Source organism: Comamonas sp., from assembly GCF_009360615.1.
In the GTDB taxonomy this organism is placed as follows: domain Bacteria; phylum Pseudomonadota; class Gammaproteobacteria; order Burkholderiales; family Burkholderiaceae_C; genus Comamonas.
Genome location: NZ_SPEY01000069.1, coordinates 12,055 through 29,787, shown reverse-complemented (window position 1 = coordinate 29,787; position 17,733 = coordinate 12,055). Strand labels below are relative to the sequence as shown.

Annotated in this window: 12 protein-coding genes; 5 read left to right on the top strand and 7 right to left on the bottom strand. The window is 61.9% G+C overall.

Annotated elements, in window-relative coordinates; genetic code table 11:
- Positions 1-3: 3 nt before the first annotated feature.
- Positions 4-540 carry a gluconokinase gene (locus tag E2583_RS17770; RefSeq protein WP_291597537.1) on the bottom strand — a complete coding sequence of 179 codons (537 nt, stop codon included), beginning with the start codon at positions 538-540 and terminating at the stop codon, positions 4-6.
- A 182-nt stretch (positions 541-722) separates the two neighbouring features.
- Here E2583_RS17770 and E2583_RS17765 point away from each other — a divergent pair, with 182 nt between their 5' ends.
- Positions 723-1,796 carry a LacI family DNA-binding transcriptional regulator gene (locus tag E2583_RS17765; protein ID WP_291597536.1) on the top strand — a complete coding sequence of 358 codons (1,074 nt, stop codon included), beginning with the start codon at positions 723-725 and terminating at the stop codon, positions 1,794-1,796.
- A gap of 10 nt (positions 1,797-1,806) precedes the next feature.
- Here the strand turns inward: E2583_RS17765 and E2583_RS17760 are convergent, their stop codons facing one another.
- The gene (locus E2583_RS17760; RefSeq protein WP_003053080.1) at positions 1,807-2,391 is read right to left on the bottom strand and encodes a GbsR/MarR family transcriptional regulator; all 585 of its coding nucleotides are present in this window, start codon (positions 2,389-2,391) and stop codon (positions 1,807-1,809) included.
- Between the two features lie 249 nt (positions 2,392-2,640).
- On the opposite strand from E2583_RS17760, the gene E2583_RS17755 reads away from it, so the two are divergent.
- Positions 2,641-3,813 (top strand): acyltransferase, encoded by a 1,173-nt coding sequence (locus E2583_RS17755; protein WP_291597535.1) that lies wholly within the window; start codon positions 2,641-2,643, stop codon positions 3,811-3,813.
- Between the two features lie 60 nt (positions 3,814-3,873).
- On the opposite strand, the gene rnk is transcribed toward E2583_RS17755, so the two are convergent.
- The 5 genes from rnk to E2583_RS17730 all read right to left on the bottom strand — a co-directional run bounded on the left by rnk (position 3,874) and on the right by E2583_RS17730 (position 12,671).
- On the bottom strand, positions 3,874-4,281 hold the full coding sequence (rnk, locus tag E2583_RS17750) for a nucleoside diphosphate kinase regulator (protein ID WP_291597534.1): 408 nt from the start codon (positions 4,279-4,281) through the stop codon (positions 3,874-3,876).
- A 417-nt stretch (positions 4,282-4,698) separates the two neighbouring features.
- Entirely contained in the window at positions 4,699-5,349 is a 651-nt protein-coding gene (locus E2583_RS17745; RefSeq protein WP_291597551.1) for a response regulator transcription factor, read from the bottom strand.
- 46 nt (positions 5,350-5,395) lie between these two features.
- Complete coding sequence (locus E2583_RS17740; protein ID WP_291597533.1) at positions 5,396-8,641, bottom strand: hybrid sensor histidine kinase/response regulator; 3,246 nt, start codon at positions 8,639-8,641, stop codon at positions 5,396-5,398.
- Between the two features lie 2 nt (positions 8,642-8,643).
- Positions 8,644-9,867, bottom strand: coding sequence for an EAL domain-containing response regulator (locus tag E2583_RS17735; protein WP_291597532.1), 1,224 nt, complete (start codon positions 9,865-9,867; stop codon positions 8,644-8,646).
- Between the two features lie 5 nt (positions 9,868-9,872).
- A complete protein-coding gene (locus E2583_RS17730) occupies positions 9,873-12,671 on the bottom strand; it encodes an ATP-binding protein (RefSeq protein ID WP_291597531.1) in 2,799 nt (932 codons plus the stop codon).
- A gap of 680 nt (positions 12,672-13,351) precedes the next feature.
- Between E2583_RS17730 and E2583_RS17725 the strand changes: the two genes are divergently transcribed.
- The 3 genes from E2583_RS17725 to E2583_RS17715 all read left to right on the top strand — a co-directional run bounded on the left by E2583_RS17725 (position 13,352) and on the right by E2583_RS17715 (position 17,709).
- Entirely contained in the window at positions 13,352-13,924 is a 573-nt protein-coding gene (locus E2583_RS17725) for a type 1 fimbrial protein (RefSeq protein WP_291597530.1), read from the top strand.
- A 116-nt stretch (positions 13,925-14,040) separates the two neighbouring features.
- Complete coding sequence (locus E2583_RS17720) at positions 14,041-14,754, top strand: molecular chaperone (protein ID WP_291597529.1); 714 nt, start codon at positions 14,041-14,043, stop codon at positions 14,752-14,754.
- Positions 14,755-14,877: 123 nt separating this feature from the next.
- Entirely contained in the window at positions 14,878-17,709 is a 2,832-nt protein-coding gene (locus tag E2583_RS17715; RefSeq protein ID WP_291597528.1) for a fimbria/pilus outer membrane usher protein, read from the top strand.
- Positions 17,710-17,733: the final 24 nt, after the last annotated feature.

Below are 17,733 nucleotides of genomic sequence, written 5' to 3'. Positions count from 1 at the left end.
TTTTTATGCTTGGGATTCGCGCCTTGCCCATTGCCGGGCCGCGAGCGCGATATCGTCGAGGTTCATGGTGGCGCTGACGGTCAGCACATCAGGCTCCTGACGCGGGTCTTCCAGCGTCGTGAACTGATTGGCCACCAGGTCGGGCGAGAAGAAATGCCCGGGGCGGGTCTGGACGCGCTCCAGGGCCGTGGCGTAATCGAGATCGAGAAACACAAAGCCCAGTTGCTGGGCGCTGCGCAACCGGTCGCGGTACTTGCGCTTGAGCGCCGAGCAGGTCAGCACCAGGCCGTGCTCGGCGTCTGCCTGTGCCAGCCGCTGCGCCAGCCGCTCCAGCCAGCCTTCACGGTCGGCATCCGTCAGGGCGATGCCGGCCTGCATCTTGGCCACGCTCTGGGGCGAGTGGTAGCTGTCTCCTTCCACCAGGGTCCACCCCAGTTGTCGGGCGATGGCCTCTCCTGCGCTCGATTTTCCGCAGCCGGAAACACCCATGACGACGAGTGCCGTCATGGTGCCCGGAGGCTGGATCTTGCTTTGAATCATTTTTGGATAGCGCTATCCGAAGTGGTTAAAAAATGAGCAGCCTGGGGCTTTCTGCGTTTGGCTTCAGACCTCGGTCAAAGACAAGTCAGTGCGTCCATCAAGCTGCTTCTGCAGACTTCATTTCAAGTCTGGATAGCGCTATCATACTCAAAAAACCTCAGGCATCTGACTAGGAGATTCCCTTGCCTCCCGAGACCCGTACCCCGCGTGAAACACCGGCAGACAGCGCTTCGTCGAGGCGATCTCGTGCCAGCGGGCGTGTCACGCTCAGCGATGTGGCCCAGGCTGCGGGCGTGAGTCCGATGACCGTCTCCAGGGCTTTGCGCGGAGAGCGCAGGGTGGCTCCGGCCCTGGTCGAGAAGGTGCGCGAGGTCGCGACTTCCCTGGGCTATGTGCCCGATCTGGCGGCCCGCGCGCTGGCCTCGCAAAAAAGTACCCAGGTGCTGGTGCTGGTGCCCATGCTCTCCAACACCTTGTTCGTGGAGGTCCTGGAAGCGGTGCACAAGGTATTGTTTGCCCACGGCTACCACATGCTGATCGGCGTGACCCACTACGACTCCGCAGAGGAAGAGCAATTGTTGCGGGCCTATCTGCCCATGCGGCCCGCGGGTCTGCTGCTGACCGGCTTCGACCATAGCGAAGAGGCCCTGAAACTGCTGGCCGCCAATCCCGTTCCACGCGTACACCTCATGGAGCTGCGCGAACCCGGCGTGGGACCCGATTGCTACAGCGTGGGTTTCTCCCAGATCGCCGCAGGGGCTGAAATGACCCGGCATCTTCTGGACAGGGGATACAGACGCATCGCTTTTTGCGGAGCCCAGCTGGATGCGCGTGTCATGCAACGCCTGCAGGGCTACCGCCAGGTGCTCCAGCAGGCAGGCCTGTACGATCCGAGCCTGGAAATTCTCAACCCCGAACGCTCTTCGCTGGCGCTGGGGGCAAGGCAGTTCGAGACGCTCCTCAAGGCCAAGACCACGGTCGATGCCATCTTTTTCTGCAATGACGACATTGCACAAGGCGCGTTGCTGGAAGCCAACCGCATGGGAGTCAAAGTGCCCCAGCAGGTGGCGATCGCCGGGTTCAACGACCTTCCAGGCAGTGATCAGATGGTGCCGCCGCTGACCACCATCCATACGCCCAGGGATGAAGTGGGCAGCACAGCAGCAGGCATGCTGCTGCAACTGCTCGCTGGCGAGAGCGTCAGGCAGGCCAGTGTGGATCTGGGCTTCAGGCTGGTGCCCAGGGCCAGCACCTGAGTCGTTGGCGTCAGGCCTCAGAGCCTGACTTGCCTCGCCCGGTGATCTTGTCCTTCAGGTCCAGCAGCCGCGTCACGGCGGAACCCATGCCCATGAGCTGCATGGCGGTCTCGGGGGACAGACGCTGCACATCGTCAAACCAGCTCATCAGCTTGTCGATGAGCTCGTGCATGTCACGCATGCGCTGCTGGGCGTAGCGTTCCTCGTCGGTGCTGGCTTCTTCCATCATGGCGGCACGCAGCATGGACTGCGTGGGCTCGATCTCACGGCGACGGCGTTCCTCGGCCAGCCGCTTGAAGATTTCCCAGACATCCTCGGGCGCCTGGAAGTATTCGCGCCGGTCGCCGGGCTGGTGACGCAGCTGAACCAGACGCCAGGCCTGCAGCTCCTTGAGCCCCATGCTCACATTGGAGCGCGAGAATTCCAGCGTGTCGGCAATCTGGTCTGCGTTCAGCGGTTCGGGCGAAATGAACAGCAGGGCGTAGATCTGCCCCACGGTGCGATTGATGCCCCAGCGGCTGCCCATCTCGCCGAAATGCGAAACAAATTGTCGGCTCAGCTCCGACAGTGGTTTGGCTTGCGTCATGGCCTCCATTGTGCCTTTGCCGGGGTTCTCAGTGGGGCTGAGGAATCAAGCCGGACTGCAATGGCCCCGGTTTTCAGGCATGGCCGCGAGCGGTTCGCGCAGATATGTTTCGTAAAACTTGCAATGCTGTCAGCAAATTGTTGGGAATGAGCGCAAAATCGCCATCCTGTTTTAAGTCGGATTTTTTACGTTGCCTGTTGCCGGGCACATTCACCCTGTCGCTGAGCAGCCCCTTGGGCTGCATGCGATCGTGATCAGATGGCTCAAAGTTCTATTTCCTCTCATTCCCGCAGCGCCCTGATCGACTGCACCAAGGGGCTGGCTTGTGCAGCCATCGTCTGGCATCACCTGGCTTTTTACGGCCCGATGTCCGATGTGGCCCACCCCGTCGCGCCCGATCTGCTGGACTGGCTCTATGAGTATGCCCGCATGGCCGTGCAGATCTTCCTGGTGATCGGCGGCTTTCTGGCGGCCGCCAGTCTGGCTCCGCAAGGCCTGGCGCGGTTCGATTCGCCCTGGTCCAAGATCGGCAAGCGCTTCGTGCGGCTGGTCGTGCCTTATACCGTGGCGCTGGTGGTGACGATTGTGGTGTCTGCCGCGATTCGTCCGTGGTTCGATCACGAATCCGTGTCTGCCGACCCCGATCTATGGCAGCTCATGGCCCATGCGCTGCTGTTGCAGGGCATCGTGGGCGAAGAGTCGCTGTCGGCTGGCGTCTGGTACGTGTCCATCGATTTTCAGCTGTTCGCCGGCACCGTGCTGCTGCTGGCCGGTGTGCGCTGGCTGCAGCAATGGGCGCTGAAGCGCTGGGGCGATACGGCCATGAAGCGCTGGTGGCCCTGGGCCGTGAGCGGCATGCAGGCGCTGGTGGTGCTGGGGGCAGCAGCTTCGCTGCTGAGCTTCAATCTTGATGCGGAGCTTGATGTCTGGGCGATTTATTTCATGGGCGCCTACGGCGTCGGCATGATGGCCTTCTGGGCAGTGGCAGCCGACAATCGTCTGACGGCCTGGAGCTGGGCCATGCTGATTGCGGCACTGGTCATCGGTGCCCTGGCCTATGAATGGCGCGACCGCATTTTCCTCGCCGGTGCGACCGCGCTGCTGCTGATCGTGTGCATGCGTACCGAGGCCATTGCCCGCTGGCAGGGTCTGGCTCCGCTGCGTCGCCTGGGCGAGATCTCCTATTCGGTGTTCCTGATCCACTTTTCGATCTGCCTGCTGGTCAATGCGGTGGTCAACCATTTCTGGCATGGCTCGGTCACGGCTGCAGCAGTGGGCATTCCGTTTGCCTTTGTGCTGTCACTGACTGCGGGCTATGCCCTGTATCAGCTGGTGGAGCGCCATGTCTCCTCCTGGAGTCAGGCTCTGCGCTGGCAGGCGGGCCTGATCGGGGCGGGCCTGCTGACCACCATGGTGGCGGGCTTGCGCTGACCCGTTGCGCCGCAAAAAAAGCAGCTCCGGTGAGCTGCTTTTTTTATGGGCTGCGCTGGTTCAGCGATGGAATTCGCCTGCGCTCTCGGGCTGAAACTCGATGGCGTCCACGCGTACGGTCACCTGGCCGGTGGGGCTGGGCATCTTGAACTCGTCACCCACGGACAGGCCCAGCAATGCGATGCCCACCGGCGCGAAGATGGAAACCTTGTCGGCACTGCCATCCATGTCCTTGGGGTAGACCAGCGTCAGCGTACTGCTCTTGGCGAGCTCGAGAATGGTGAAGCGTACCGTGGAGTTCATCGTCACCACATTGGCGGGCATTTCGGCGGGATCGAGTACATCCGCACGGTCCAGTTCCGCTTCCAGTGCATCGCGGCCGGCAAACTGGCCGTTGCTTTTTTCCAGCAGCGATTCAATGCGATCCAGGTCCAAGGAGGACAGGGTGATATTGGGCTTGCGCTCCATGTAGTAACTCCCTTGCGAGATGGTGTGATTGGCGCTTTGGCGTCGCGCAAACGGACAAAAGCCCGGGCAACGGTGTTGTCCGGGCCAAGGCATTCAAGAAGAAGGCACCAATCTGGTGCATTGGCCTCATTGTCAATGCTGCACTGCAAACTTCCAAGCCATCTCGCACTCCGTCAGTGCGGATTGACCTCGCACTTGCCCTGCTGACAAGTGCGTGCTACGAGACTGAAGGCGGTGCAGGAGGCGCTTGGGATCTGCATCCGAGGCGACAGGCTCTCGCACGCGCATCGCAAGGTGCTCATGCATCGCACAACCCTCACGGCAGGGCCGCAACCAGCTTGCGCATGCAAGGAGATACGCTACCCGAACACTTCCCGGCAGCCGCCGCCCGGCATGCCCTGACGTTGCCTGCAGAGACTATTCAAACAGGCCGTTCTCGACACAGAAGGCAATGAGTTCCTGATTGGACTGTACCCTCAGCTTTTCCATGGCGGAAGTCTTTTGCGTGCTGACCGTCTTGACGCTGCGCTTGAGATTCGCCGCGATCTGCATGACGCTGTCGCCGCGCACGAAATGGCGAAGCACTTCGAACTCGCGCGGAGAGAGCAGCTTGATGCGATCGGCGACCGACGTGCTCCACCGTTCGCTCCTGATGTTCTGCTGATAGCTCGTCGGGAAATACCGGTTCCCCAGCCGAAGGCAGTTGATGGCCGAAAGCATCTCCGTCAGTTTGTCGTGCTTGAGCACCACCCCCCAGACGCCTGTGTCGTAGAGCGAAGAGATGATCATCGGATTCGAGATCATCGTCAGCACCAGCAGCTTGGTGTCCGGATAGGTACGAATCAGATAATCCACAAACCGGATGCCGTCGCCATACACGCTGTCGCCGGGCATCGTGTAGTCGGTGATGATGATGTCGGGCAAGGACGAATTCAGCTGCTCCACCAGCGCGGTGGAGGTCGAAACGGATGCGGTCACGACGATGTTCCTATCGCGTTCCAGCAGATCCTGGATGCCGGCGAGCGTCAAAGGGTGGTCGTCAGCCAGCACGATGCGGACTTTTTTCATGTGATTGATCTTCAAGTGGTCGATTCTGACAATGGATCCAGAGGTCCTAGACCTCCGCCAGGAAATTCTTCAGATCTCCAATCACGAAATTCAATGCGGTCTCAGTGTCGTCGTTCAAGCTATTGAAGTGCAAGTGGCTTTCCAGTTTCTGCATCCGTTGCGCCAAGGAAAAATGATTGACGTCGACCAATGCGCCGCTGATACGGTGCAGGGTCTGCATGATCTCCTCCACACGTCTGTCCTGTCTCGAGCGTTCCAGCTTGAGGACGTCCTCGTGCATGGTCCGCAGAAACAGTTCACGGTACTTGTCCGGCACCTGCACCGGCCCTTCGGGGGCATGCACGCGGGCAATCGCGGACCGGCCGGAGGCTTCTGATTCGCTGGCGCCGATTTCCGATTGGGGCGCGTACAGGCGCAGCATCCGTATCAGCGTGTCGAGTGCGATCGGCTTGACCAGCCAGGTATCCATGCCGGCGCTGATGCAGCGCTGCTGCTCATCGAGCATGGCATTGGCGGTAATGCCGATGATCGGGCATGTCACGCCCTCCGAGCGGAGTGTGCGGGCGAGTTCATAGCCGTTCATGAGGGGCATGTTCACGTCGGTCAGAACGAAGTCATGAGGCTGCACGTCCCACAGCGCCAGGGCGTCCTCGCCATCTTCGGCCGCAGTCACCTGGCATCCGAGACGCTCGAGCTGGTCCAGGATCGTGGTCTGGTTGATGGGGTTGTCCTCGGCGACCAGAATGCGCAGCGAGAACCGGGGTATGACGGGAACCGGCGGAACGACCTGCGGTTTGTTGCGCAGCATGCGCTCGACGCCCTGGCCAATGCTGAGCACGCTCTGTCCGTCGATTTCCGGGTGGGCGCAAGGCTGCAGCACAGGAGCGACGCTCAGGTAGTGCCCATGCCAGTCTGCAGGCTGGGCGGGGTCATTGGACATGAGATCCAGCAGCAGGTCGTGCGCGGTGTGGGTGGAGGAGGACTGTGCCAGCGGGGTGGCTCGCGCGCGCCAGCGGCTCAGCCAGGCGCAAATGTTCTCGGTCAGTTCCGGATGCGGTGTGCGCACCGAGATATTTGCCTCGGAAAGGTCGGGAAAATCGGTGGCGGTCAGACCATCCACATCCAGAGTCAATGCAACGGAGAACACGCTGCCCACATGTCTTTCGCTCTTGACCTGCATGGCGCTGCCCATGAGCTCGGCCAGTCGCGCACAGATGGACAATCCGAGGCCTGCGCCACGCACCACGTGTCGGCTGCCCTCGATGATGTAGAACGGCGTGAAAAGACGATCCTGCTGCGCCCGGTCGATGCCGACGCCGCTGTCCGCCACCTCGATCTGCAGCGTCGCGCTGCCGGAGCTCTGATCCTCAACCCGGCAGCGGACGATGACGCTGCCGAAGTTGGTGAACTTGATCGCATTGCTGATCAGGTTGCTGAGGATCTGGCGCACACGCACGGGGTCGCCGAACACCGAGTCGGGAATCCTGGTGTCGATCGTGGAAAAGAGCAGCAGTCCTTTTTGCTGCGCCATGGCTGCATAGGAGCTCGCGCAGCTTTGCACCAGTTCGCGTGGATTGAACGCCACGCGCTCCAGCGGGAGCTGTCCGGCTTCGATCTTGCTGACATCCAGAATGTCGCTGATCAGCTGCAGCAGGATCTGCGAAGAGCTTTCAATCCGGCCGACATACTGGCGCTGCTGGGTGTCCAGTCGCGTGGCGGTCAAGAGCTCCAGTGTGCCCAGAACGCCATACAGCGGCGTACGGATCTCGTGGCTCATCGTGGACAGAAAGGTGGATTTCGCTTCGCTGGCCTCATCTGCGGCACGCCGTGCGCGTTCCAGTGCGCGCTCGATCTCGACGCGCTTGCTGATGTCGGAGAAGGCGCACAGGACGGCGTCCTCATCCATATAGCGTGCCGGAGTGTAGGACACGGACAGCGTGCGCTCGCCGTCGATTGGAAGATGGTTCATGCTGCCGGATCTCTCGGCAGAACGCAGCGAGCGCAGGAACTGGGCAGCGCTGGACGTCGGCACCAGCGGACGGCTGGGTTCGCCGCCCAGCCAGTCCCACGCAACCGAGTTGCCGAACAGCATGTCTCCCGTGGACTTGCTGATCACGCACAGCGCGACGGGGGCCGTCTGGATGAGAGTGCGATTGAATGCATCGCGCTCGTCAATCTTGCGCTGTGCCTCCATGGCAGGCAGCATGACCCGGCGCTTGTACCAACGCGTATAGCCCAGGCCCGCCAGCAAGCTCAGGAGCACAAAGGTGGCGGTGCCGGCAAGCAGTGCCACATGGCCTCTGAAAAAGCTGGCGTAGCGGATCCGGTAAGTGCCGCTCCATTCGCCGGTGGGGTCCAGGGCTTTCCACACCAGGCCGTCGGCTGTGTAGGACAGGCCCAGGCCGGAAACCGCAGGCTCCTGTTCGTCACCCATCAGGGCGATGCCTCGATGCTTCAGCCAGAACTGGTAGGGCAGCCCGATGGTGGTGCTTCTGTCGTACAGGTTGATACGATCGCGGCTTAGCACCGTGGCGGCATAGATGTTCGGAAAATCGGCGGAGGGCTGACCCCACAGGTGCGACGGAAACCGGATCGGCACCCAGCCGATCATCTTGTCCGGCAGGGCCGGAGCCTTGAACCAGTGAACAGCGTTTGCATTGCGCGACGGCGGCTGCTTGTCCGGTGGTTGCGTTGCAAGGCTGTCCTGGATCGCAGACACCATGGCCCGGTACATGTCCATGCTGATGGTTTCCTTGCCGGCATAGGTGTTGATGGCCGGAACGCTGATGCTGGTGCTGTCGGCCGGATTCACGAAAAAGATGGCGGCGGCAGGGAAATAGGACGATGCCCAGAACATCGAGTAGAACCTGGACAGATAGCTGCCCTGCTGGAACAGCATGCCGGAAACTGCCGAGCAGTGGTTCGGCAGGGCGCAGGCCATCGAGAACGGTATGTCCACCACCGATTGCTGGCCGAGGAACAGATGCGTTTTCCAGTCGGCCGGCACGTCCACTTCATGGAAATTGTCGATCCGCGAGTCAGGGAGCACCTCCAGATCCTCGCTCTGGGCACGCAGTTGCCGCAGGAACAGCTCCTGCTCCTTGAGGAACCCCGTCAGCGTGCGGAAGTCCAGCAGAAGCCGGTTGCGCTCCCGCTCGATGATGCGCTGGCCACCCCAGAGCAAAGCGCACACCAGAATGACCGCGATGGGGAGAATACCGAACAGCAACCAGTTCTGTCGAAGCGACGTGCGCTTGATTCGATGGATCGGCGCGTTCTGCATATCCGGCATGACTAGGCGACCTCTGAGGGAAGCGCCTGACGGCGTTGCTCGTTGAGAAGCAGCAAGGCGAAGTCGCTGGACTTCAGCGCCGACGAAATGAGAAAACCCTGCGCGCAGTCGCAACCGATGCGGCGCAGGAACTCGAGTTCGTCGAAGGTCTCGACGCCTTCGGCGGTCACGGTCAGGCCAAGCTGCTTGCCCAGCTGGACGGCAGAGGTCAGCGCGGCGCCGCGGGCCGCATCATCGGTGGCACCGGTCACGAATGCGCGATCGATCTTGAGCTCCGTGAACGGCATCGAGATCAGGTTGTACATGGAGCTGTATCCTTTGCCGAAATCATCCTGGGCGAGGCCAAAGCCTTTCAGTCTCAAGCGGCTCGCGCCCATATAGTAGTGCTCTGGTGCTGCGGTTGTCTCGTCTTCCAGCAACTCAAAGTTGATGTTGCCGGTAGGCACATCCCATTCATGGGCAATCCGCTCCAGCTCGTCGGGCAGGCTCTGGTTCTCGAGCAGAGGAGCCGGCAGGTTGACAGAAACGGGAATGGTGTAGCCCAGGTCGCGCCAGGCCCGATGCGCCTCCAGTGCATCCTCGAGCATGCTCAGCAGCAACTGGTACTCGCGCTTGAAATGGTGGATGGCGGCCAGAAACGAGCCGGGAAGAATGAATCCATGCTCGGGATGATCCCAGCGAGCGAGTGCTTCGGCGCCCACGATCTCGCCGGTGCGCAGTGCCTTCTTGGGCTGAAACCAGGCATGGATCTTGTGCGTGTTCAGCGCGGACTCTATGGCCCACTTGTCGAACACCACGGGGGGCGTGAAGCGCACGTCCGGGTAGGGCAGATCCGTTGCGACCTTGCGGCGCAGCTTGTTGATGATGGTCTGTGCATCGTCGGGGGCAAACGGTTTGGAGAAGGCATCCAGCACGAACAGTCCGACCTCCTTGGCCATCAGGCTGACGCTGTTCATGATGCGGCGCGAGCATGAGCTGCAGATCGCCAGCATGGGTGTCAGGTTCTCGCTTGCCAGCCGGCTGATGAACTGCACGCCATCCATGTCCGGCATTCGGATGTCCATGATCACGATGTCAAAGTGCTCCGCATGCATCCGCTTCAGGGCCTGTGCGCCGGTTTGCACGGCCTCCATGTGAATGAATCCGGCATCTGCGAAGACGGAGCAGATGCGCGCACAGGAAAACTCATGGTCGTCCAGGACAAGGATTCTGTATTTGAATGGCATGATGATTAGCTCCCCTCGGCTTTGATCGAGTTCAGGATTTTTCGAAGTTGGTCAATCGCAAGCGGCTTGATCAGCAACACGTCGATGCCGGATGTCTGGCCGCGCCGCTGTTCCTCGGGAAACGCATTGGCGGTCAGACCGAGGATCGGGCGTGCATAGCCGTGTTCCCGCAGCGCAAAGGCCATCTCGTAGCCGTTCAGCACCGGCATGTGCAGATCGGTCAGGATGGCGTCGAAATCCTGAATGTCGGGACGGCTCAGGGCCATCTGCCCGTTCGCTGCAACCGCTACCGTGCAGCCGAGGTGCTGCAGCTGTTCGCGCAGTATCAACTGGCTGATCGGGTTGTCTTCCACGACGAGGAGGTGCATGTTGAGCGGCTCCGGCTCCGCCTTTCCGGTGGCCTTGTCCAGGCGCCTGCCTTCCTGCATTCCCTGTATCGAGCGGGCCAGACTCATGATCCCGTGGGCACAGGTCAGCAAGGTATTGCGATCCGCCGCGATGCCAGGCCGGGCACCGGGGGGATGCATGACGATGCGTCGGTGCTGCCCTTGTGCAAGAGGCATGGCCCAGGGCCATGTTTCGATCAGCAAGGTCTGTCTGTCCGAGGATGATGGATGGTCGCGGTAGGGCACCGCCATCGCACCCCAATGCCGCAGCCAGTTGCACAGATTTCTCACCACCTCCGGTATGGCTCCGCGCACAAGGATCTTGTCGGGAGACAGACTGGGCACATAGGCTGGCGTCGAATCCGCGGCAATCGGCAGCGTCACTTTGAACGTGATGCGCGTGCCGATACCCAGTTCGCTGGTGGCGGTCAGCTCTCCGCCCATCATCTGGGAAACACGCGAGCAGATGGACAAGCCCAGGCCCGTGCCCTGGATGTGCTGGCCCGGGTCGGAGTCGGTGCGGAAATAGGGCTGGAACAGCTGCGGAAGGTGCTCGGAGGCGATGCCGATGCCGGTGTCGGCGACCTCGAACTCCAGTTGCACATGGAGCTCGTCGATGGGCATGGAGCGCAGTCGCAGCACGATATGGCCGCTCGGCGTGAACTTGATGGCGTTGCTGACCAGGTTGTCCAGCACCTGGCGCAGCCGTGTGATGTCTCCGAGAACCTGCAACGGCGTATCGACCGAGGCCGTGGAATACAGCCTGAGGTTCTTGCGCTCCGCGCGCACGCAAAAGGTGTCGATCACGTTGTCCAGCATCTCCAGCAAGGCCACGGGGCGCTGTTCCAGTGTCAGGTGACCGGCCTCGATGCGCGAAAGATCGAGGGTGTCGTTCACGGTCGACAGCAGGACGCGGGACGAGTGGTGCAGCGTGTCCAGATACTGCCTCTGTTGCTCGGTGGCCTTCGTCAACGACAGCAGTTCCAGCGTGCCGAGAATTCCGTACAGCGGTGTACGCATCTCGTGGCTCATGGTCGTCAGGAACAGCGTCTTGGCCTGGTTGGCGGCTTCTGCGGCCTGCATGGCGTTGACCAGCGACATCTCGGCCTGCTTGAGCTTGGTGACGTCGTTGATGGTGCACAGCATGGCCGGCCCCCCGCAATAGGTCATTGGCGTGAGGGTGCGCTGCACCACGCGGCCATCTTCCAGTTCCAGGTCTTCGTCAACCTCGGCGGGATCGTTGGACGCGACGATATGCTTCCAGTCCCTTTCCGTTTTGAGCCAGGCATGTGCCAGCTCGTTGGACAGCAGGGGGTCGCTGTCCCCTGGGCGCAGCAGCGCAAGGCCCACAGGCGCGGTCTTGAGCAGCTTGCGGTTCAGGGCCACGCTGCTGATCAGCGCCTGAAGGTTGGACCTCGCGGGAACCAGCAGCTTGCGTTGGATGAGGAAAGAGGCCAGCAGCAGGATGACCGCGAGCCCTGCACACAGAGCCAGTGCCCCGTACAGCTCGGTGGCGTTGTCCCTGGACAGCTGGCTGACGGGCACGTAGTACTTCAGGTGCCAGCCTGCATGGCCCACGGATTTGCTGAGTGCGAGGTACTTGGGAATGCTGCCTTGCCAGACGATGCCGAAGTTGTCGGTGGGCGTGATGCGCAGCGCATCACGGCCCGTGTCGGGTGCCTGGGCGTCCCGCAGTGTTGCATTGCCCTTCGCGTCGTACAGGACATAGCTGCCCCTGGCCATGCTGGTCAAGGCCAGGGCCGAGTCGATGTCCTCGAACGTGATGCCCAGCCAGCCGCTGGTGGTGTCGGTGCCGTCGATGGGGGTGTACAGAAACAGTCTTTGTCCGTCGCCGGTGGGAGGGTTCAACCATACGAGCGGCATATTGCCGGAGATTCCGATCCTGGGGTTCTCGCGCGATAGCGCACCCGCGATCCATTTCTGGGTTTCCGTCGAAATGAACGACGTCGTGGAGTCGTGGTCGCTGAACACCGGCAGGGTGCTGCCGCTGCGCAAGGACGTATAGACAAGCGTGGTCTGGACGCGGCTGCAGTCATGAACATCCCGTGGAGTCATGACCAGGGCCCACTCGTAGCGGTTGTCACCCTCCGGCAGGGGGTGCACCTCGAGCTGCCTGGACAGGCCGGACAGTCCTGCTGCTCCCGGGGCATGGCGTGGATGGGGCTTGCGGATGGCGGACGCTGCCGTTGCGCGCAGCAACTGCTCGCGCTGATCGAAGAAAAGTTGTGCTCTGTAGGCCGCTGCGTTCATGTGGCGCCGGTATCCCGACACCGTTTCATTGAGCGACCAGAAGCAATACAGCAGAACCATGGTGGAAACGCACAGCAACACCGAAGCCGCAAGCGCATACAACAAAGCCGCAGGCAGGCGCATGGCCGTCGCGGCATTCTTTGTCATAGGCTTCAGAGGCAGTCGATGCATAGGCAAATGCTATGGAGCAAGCGCCTTCCTGCGGTTCAGATGAATCTGAAACTGATGCGTAACTAAATCTGGATCAGCCCGTTCGGCTGGCGCAGGCCGTCAGCCGGCGGGCGGCAGGTGACGCAGGCGTTTCAGCCGACGGGGCGAGGCCTGTCTACGTGGGGGGCATGCCAGGCCGGCGGACTTCCTGTGCAATCCGTTCCTGCCTGAAAAGGGCAGCGCTGCTGTCTGGGCGACGGCAGGATCATGCACTGCCTGCCTGCCTGCCTGCCTGCCTGCCTGCCTGCCTGCCTGCCTGCCTGCCTGCCTGCCTGCCTGCACGCTGCTGCGGGCACGGCTGTCTGAGTCGGGCTTGCCCATGCAGCGTGCACGCGGATTCGCCGGCTCGGCCCCTGAGCGACGCCGGATAGCGCCTGCCTGCAGTCGCACATCCATTCCTGCCCATTCGCTCCCATGCTTTCCCGGATTGACTTTCTTTGACAGTCGCTGGCGTTTTGAGGGTGTGTTTAGGAATCGTCCGAAGCCGATGATGGATACAACTTCCTAGACTTCGTTTCATGTGCTAACCCTTTGGCACATAGCTGCGATAGAGCTGCCAACCGAGATATGTGGCTGGCTCCATCCATCACTAACCCCTACTTTATAGAGTTCTGTCAATGAAAAAAGCTATTCTCAGCATCGTCGCTCTGTCGGCTCTGGGCTTCTCTATCGCGTCTCACGCAGCGCCAACCGTCGGTGCCACTGGCATGATCAACTTCAATGGTTCGATCAACGCCGACAGCTGTGTTGTGCACGGCAATGGCGCTAGCAGCGCTGGTGGTTCCGTTCTGAACTACCCCATGGGCTCGGTGTCTGTGAATGCACTGGGTACCGAAGCAGCCCCCGCTACTGCCGCTTCCGGCGTTGCCACGACCCTGCCCGTCGCTCTGAACCTTCAGTTGGAATGTGCCACCGGCACTTCGGTTGAGCTGAAGCTGACTCCGACCGTTACCGTGGGCAAGGGTATCGGTGTGAGTGGCGGCGCTCAGAACGTGCAGATCATGCTGATGCAAGGTTCGACCGCTCTGGACTTCGCGGGCGGCCCGGTCACCCTGGAAGCCCCGCTGTCCGGTGGTCAGGCGAGCGTCGGTCTGAATGCCTACTACACCCTGCAGGCTGCCAAGAACGTCGCCGATGTGGTGACAGGTGATGCGAATGGTTCGGTCGCCTACGTGCTGTCCTACAACTAAAAACCAAGCCCGTCCCCTTCCGCGGGCCGTACGGTCCGCGGAAGGGGCGTGCACGGAGGCCTCCATTGACCGTATCCCGTATTCATGCTATAGCTCGGTGCTTGTTGCTGGCCCTGATGATCACCGGTGCTACCGGGTTGCATGCCGAGATTTCGTTGAACACCACCCGCGTCATTTTTGACGCCAAGGACAAAGAGGCCAGCCTGATCGTGCGTAACGGCGGTGAGCCGGTCCTGATCCAGTCCTGGCTGGAGAGCAATACTCCCGGCGACAGCGGCGAACTGCCGTTTGCGGTCACCCCGCCACTGGCCCGGATGCAGGCCAATGGGCAGCAACTGCTCAGAGTGCTGTACGCAGGCGGGGCCAATACCATGCCCTCGGATCGCGAGTCGGTGCTGTGGCTGAATGTTCAGGAAATTCCGCAGAAGGCTGAAACGGAAAACACCCTGCAGATTGCGATTCGCCAGCGTATCAAGCTGTTTTTCCGACCCGCCGGTCTTTCGGGAACCGCGAAACAAGCGCCCTCCACCTTGCGCTGGTCCGTCGATGCGGTAGATGGCAAAAACCTGCTGCGGGTGCACAACCCCTCGGCATTCCATGTCTCCACCGCAGGCGTCGAGCTGGTGTCCGGCTCCGAGTCGCAGCGCATCAGCGAGGCCGTCATGATTGCACCCGGGGAGAGCAAAACCTTTGCACTCAAGAGTGCTTCCGCTTCAGCGGTGAGCTTCACGACCATCAACGATTTTGGTGGCTCCGAACAGTATCGCGCACGTATCGGCGATTCGGGCTCGGTTCTGGCGGAAAAAGCCCCCGAGCGCAGTCAGAAGTAGGTGCTTCGCGCCCTGCCTTTCGCCTACCCCGCCACCGAGGATTTGTGAGTCTGGATCGCCCTCGGCGATCCCGGGCGAGGGGAGGCTCGTGTGCGAATTCCTCTATCCCCAAAGCGCTCGACCATGAACAAGCTCCAGTCCAAGGTTTATTTGGCGCCGTCCCGCGGCAGTCACAATTCTTTCCCGCTGAATCCTTTGTGCCAGATCCTGTTTGGCTCGCTGGGCGTGTTTCTGCCCTTCTGGGCCGACGCACAGGTCATACCTGCCCCGGCTGCGGTGTCGGCGCCGACGGTCGCCCACGTGGCCGCGGCGCCCGCGTTTGCGACCGAAGCAGGCCGGCCAGAAGGCCGCGCGGCCTCTGCCAGTGCGGCTGGCACAGGCGTTCAAGTGGCCGCGCTGGACCATGCTGCCCTGAGCCAGGGCGTGATGAAGGGGTTCAGCACGGCATTCCTGCAGGGGCTGGGCTCCAGTGTGGACGTCAAGACCCTGCTGTCCAGCAGCGAAGTCATTGCCGGCAACTATCGTGTGGACGTCTATGTCAACACGCTGCAGTCCAGCCGTATCGATGTGCTCTTCTCGATGAATGCGAGGACCGGCGAAGTGGAGCCCTGCTTTACCAAGGACATGCTCGCCCAGTTCGGCGTGGATCTGAGCAAGATCGAGTGGGAGCAGTCTTCCAGCCAGGATCCGTCCTGCCTGCGCCTGCCCGAACTGATCGCGCAGGCCACCGCGCAATTCGATGCGGCCCGCCTGCGCCTGAACCTGAACATTCCCCAGCTCTACATAAGCCGGGCACGCCGCGGCTATGTGGAGCCCTCGCTGTGGAGCGAAGGCGTTCCCGTGGCGTTCACCAATTACAGCTTCAGCGCACGCCATGCCACAGGCTCCGGAAACTCCGGCGACCAGAGCTCCGCCAACCTCGGCCTGAATCTGGGTGTCAATCTGGGAGGCTGGCATTTCCGCAGCAACGCCTACCTCACCAGCGGCTCTGGGCAATCGACGCAGTTCCGCAGCCAGAACACCTATGTGCAGCACGACCTGACCGATTGGCGCAGCCAGCTCTGGATGGGCGAGACCTACTCCACGTCGCAACTGTTCGACAGCGTGCGCTTTCGCGGCATTCAGGTGGCGTCCGACGACGCCATGCTGCCGGACAGCATGCAAGGCTATGCGCCCGTCATCCGCGGAAACGCCGAGTCCAACGCGACCATCGAAGTGCGCCAGAACGGGTTCATGATCTACAGCACCAACGTGGCACCGGGTCCGTTCGAGATCTCCGACCTGGCACCTTCAGGCGCGAGCGGGAACCTGGAAATCACGGTCATCGAGGCCGACGGAAGACGGCGTGTGTCCGTTCAGGCGTTCTCGAGTCCGCCGCTGATGGTGCGTGAAGGCCGCCTGAAGTACGACGCCACGGTCGGCCAGTATCGCGACAACTACAACGGCGGCGCTTCGCCAGCACTCGGCAGCGCCTCTTTCCTGTATGGCCTGACCAGCAACATCACGGTGGCGGGGGGGGCGCAGGCGTCCCCGGGCTACCAGATCTTCTCGGCAGGTGCGGGTCTGAACACCACGGCCGGCGCATTCTCGCTCGATTTGGCGCATTCCCGCAGCCGTATCCAGGCAGACATGCGTTCCGGCAGCCGAATGCGCTTCATCTACCGCAAATTCATCGAGAGCACTGCGACCCATATTGCCTTCTCGGCACAGGAAAGCCTGAACGAGGGTTTTCGCAATCTGAGCAACCATGTCCAGGCCAAGGCCTGGAGCGGTGATGAGGCCCGTCAGAGCTTTCGCGCGACGACGCCCCGCTCTCAGTTGAGCATGTACCTGAGCCAGAACCTGGGTGTCGGCAACCGTTACGGCAGTCTCTACCTGAGCGCGTCCGCCGGCCGCAACTGGGATGGCTCCAGGTCCAGCAGCGTCTCGGCGGGCTACGGTAGCACCTGGGGGCCTGCTTCCTTCAGCCTCAGCCTGACGCATTCGCGCAATGTCGCCAGCTCGCAGCTGTCGGGCGGTCGTTACAGCGACAACGGGATCTTCCTGTCCGTCACGCTCCCGCTGGGCAGGGGCGGAAGCAATGCTCCCAGCACGTATTCCAGTGTCGGGCATAGTAAATCGGGCACCACCGCGCAAACAGGCATCACCGGCAGCCTGCCGGGCGAGCGCAATAGCAGCTACTCAGTCATCGCACAGCGCGAAGCCAACCGCACCAGCTCCGTCTCCGCCTATGTGGGGGCTGCCACATCGGTGGCGCAGCTCAGCGCCGGCTATTCCTATGGCGACCGCAGGAACACCGTATCGCTGCAGGCCAATGGCTCCATCGTCGCGCATGAGGGCGGTGTCAACTTTGGCCAGTTCGTGGGCGAAACCTTTGCGCTCGCTCAGGTCGATCCGCCGATACCGGGAGTTCGCGTGTCCAGCTACAGCGGCGTGGAAACGGGGCGCAATGGCTATGCCATCGTGCCAAACGCCATCCCGTATCGCGCCAACTGGATTGCGATCGATGGCAAGGACTTGGGTGCCGACGTCGAGATCGAGGGCGGCATGGAGCAGGTCGTGCCGCGCCGTGGCGCGGCCGCACTGGCCACCTTCAAAAGCGAGCAGGGGCGCCGCGTTCAGTTCGAGCTCAGACAGCCTGACGGCTCGCCCATGCCGTTTGGCGCGGTCGTGGAAGGCCCCGATGGCGCGCGGCTGGGGATTACCGATCCTCGGGGGCGCGTGCTGACCATGCTGTCGCAGGATCAGGCCCAGGGCCAACTGCGCATCACCTGGGATGAGCAGGAGTGCCGTATCTCTTACGACCTGCCGGACAAGGCCCAGGGCGAAAACTACCAGCGCATTGCGCTGGCATGCACCGAGGTCAGGCCCTTGCCGTCCTTGCCCCCCAAAAAAGGCTCCGGCATGGCCCAGGTCACCGATCCCGAACCGCAGTTGTCCCGGCAGGGGTCCTGATCCTGCTGCTGAACGCCTGACGCA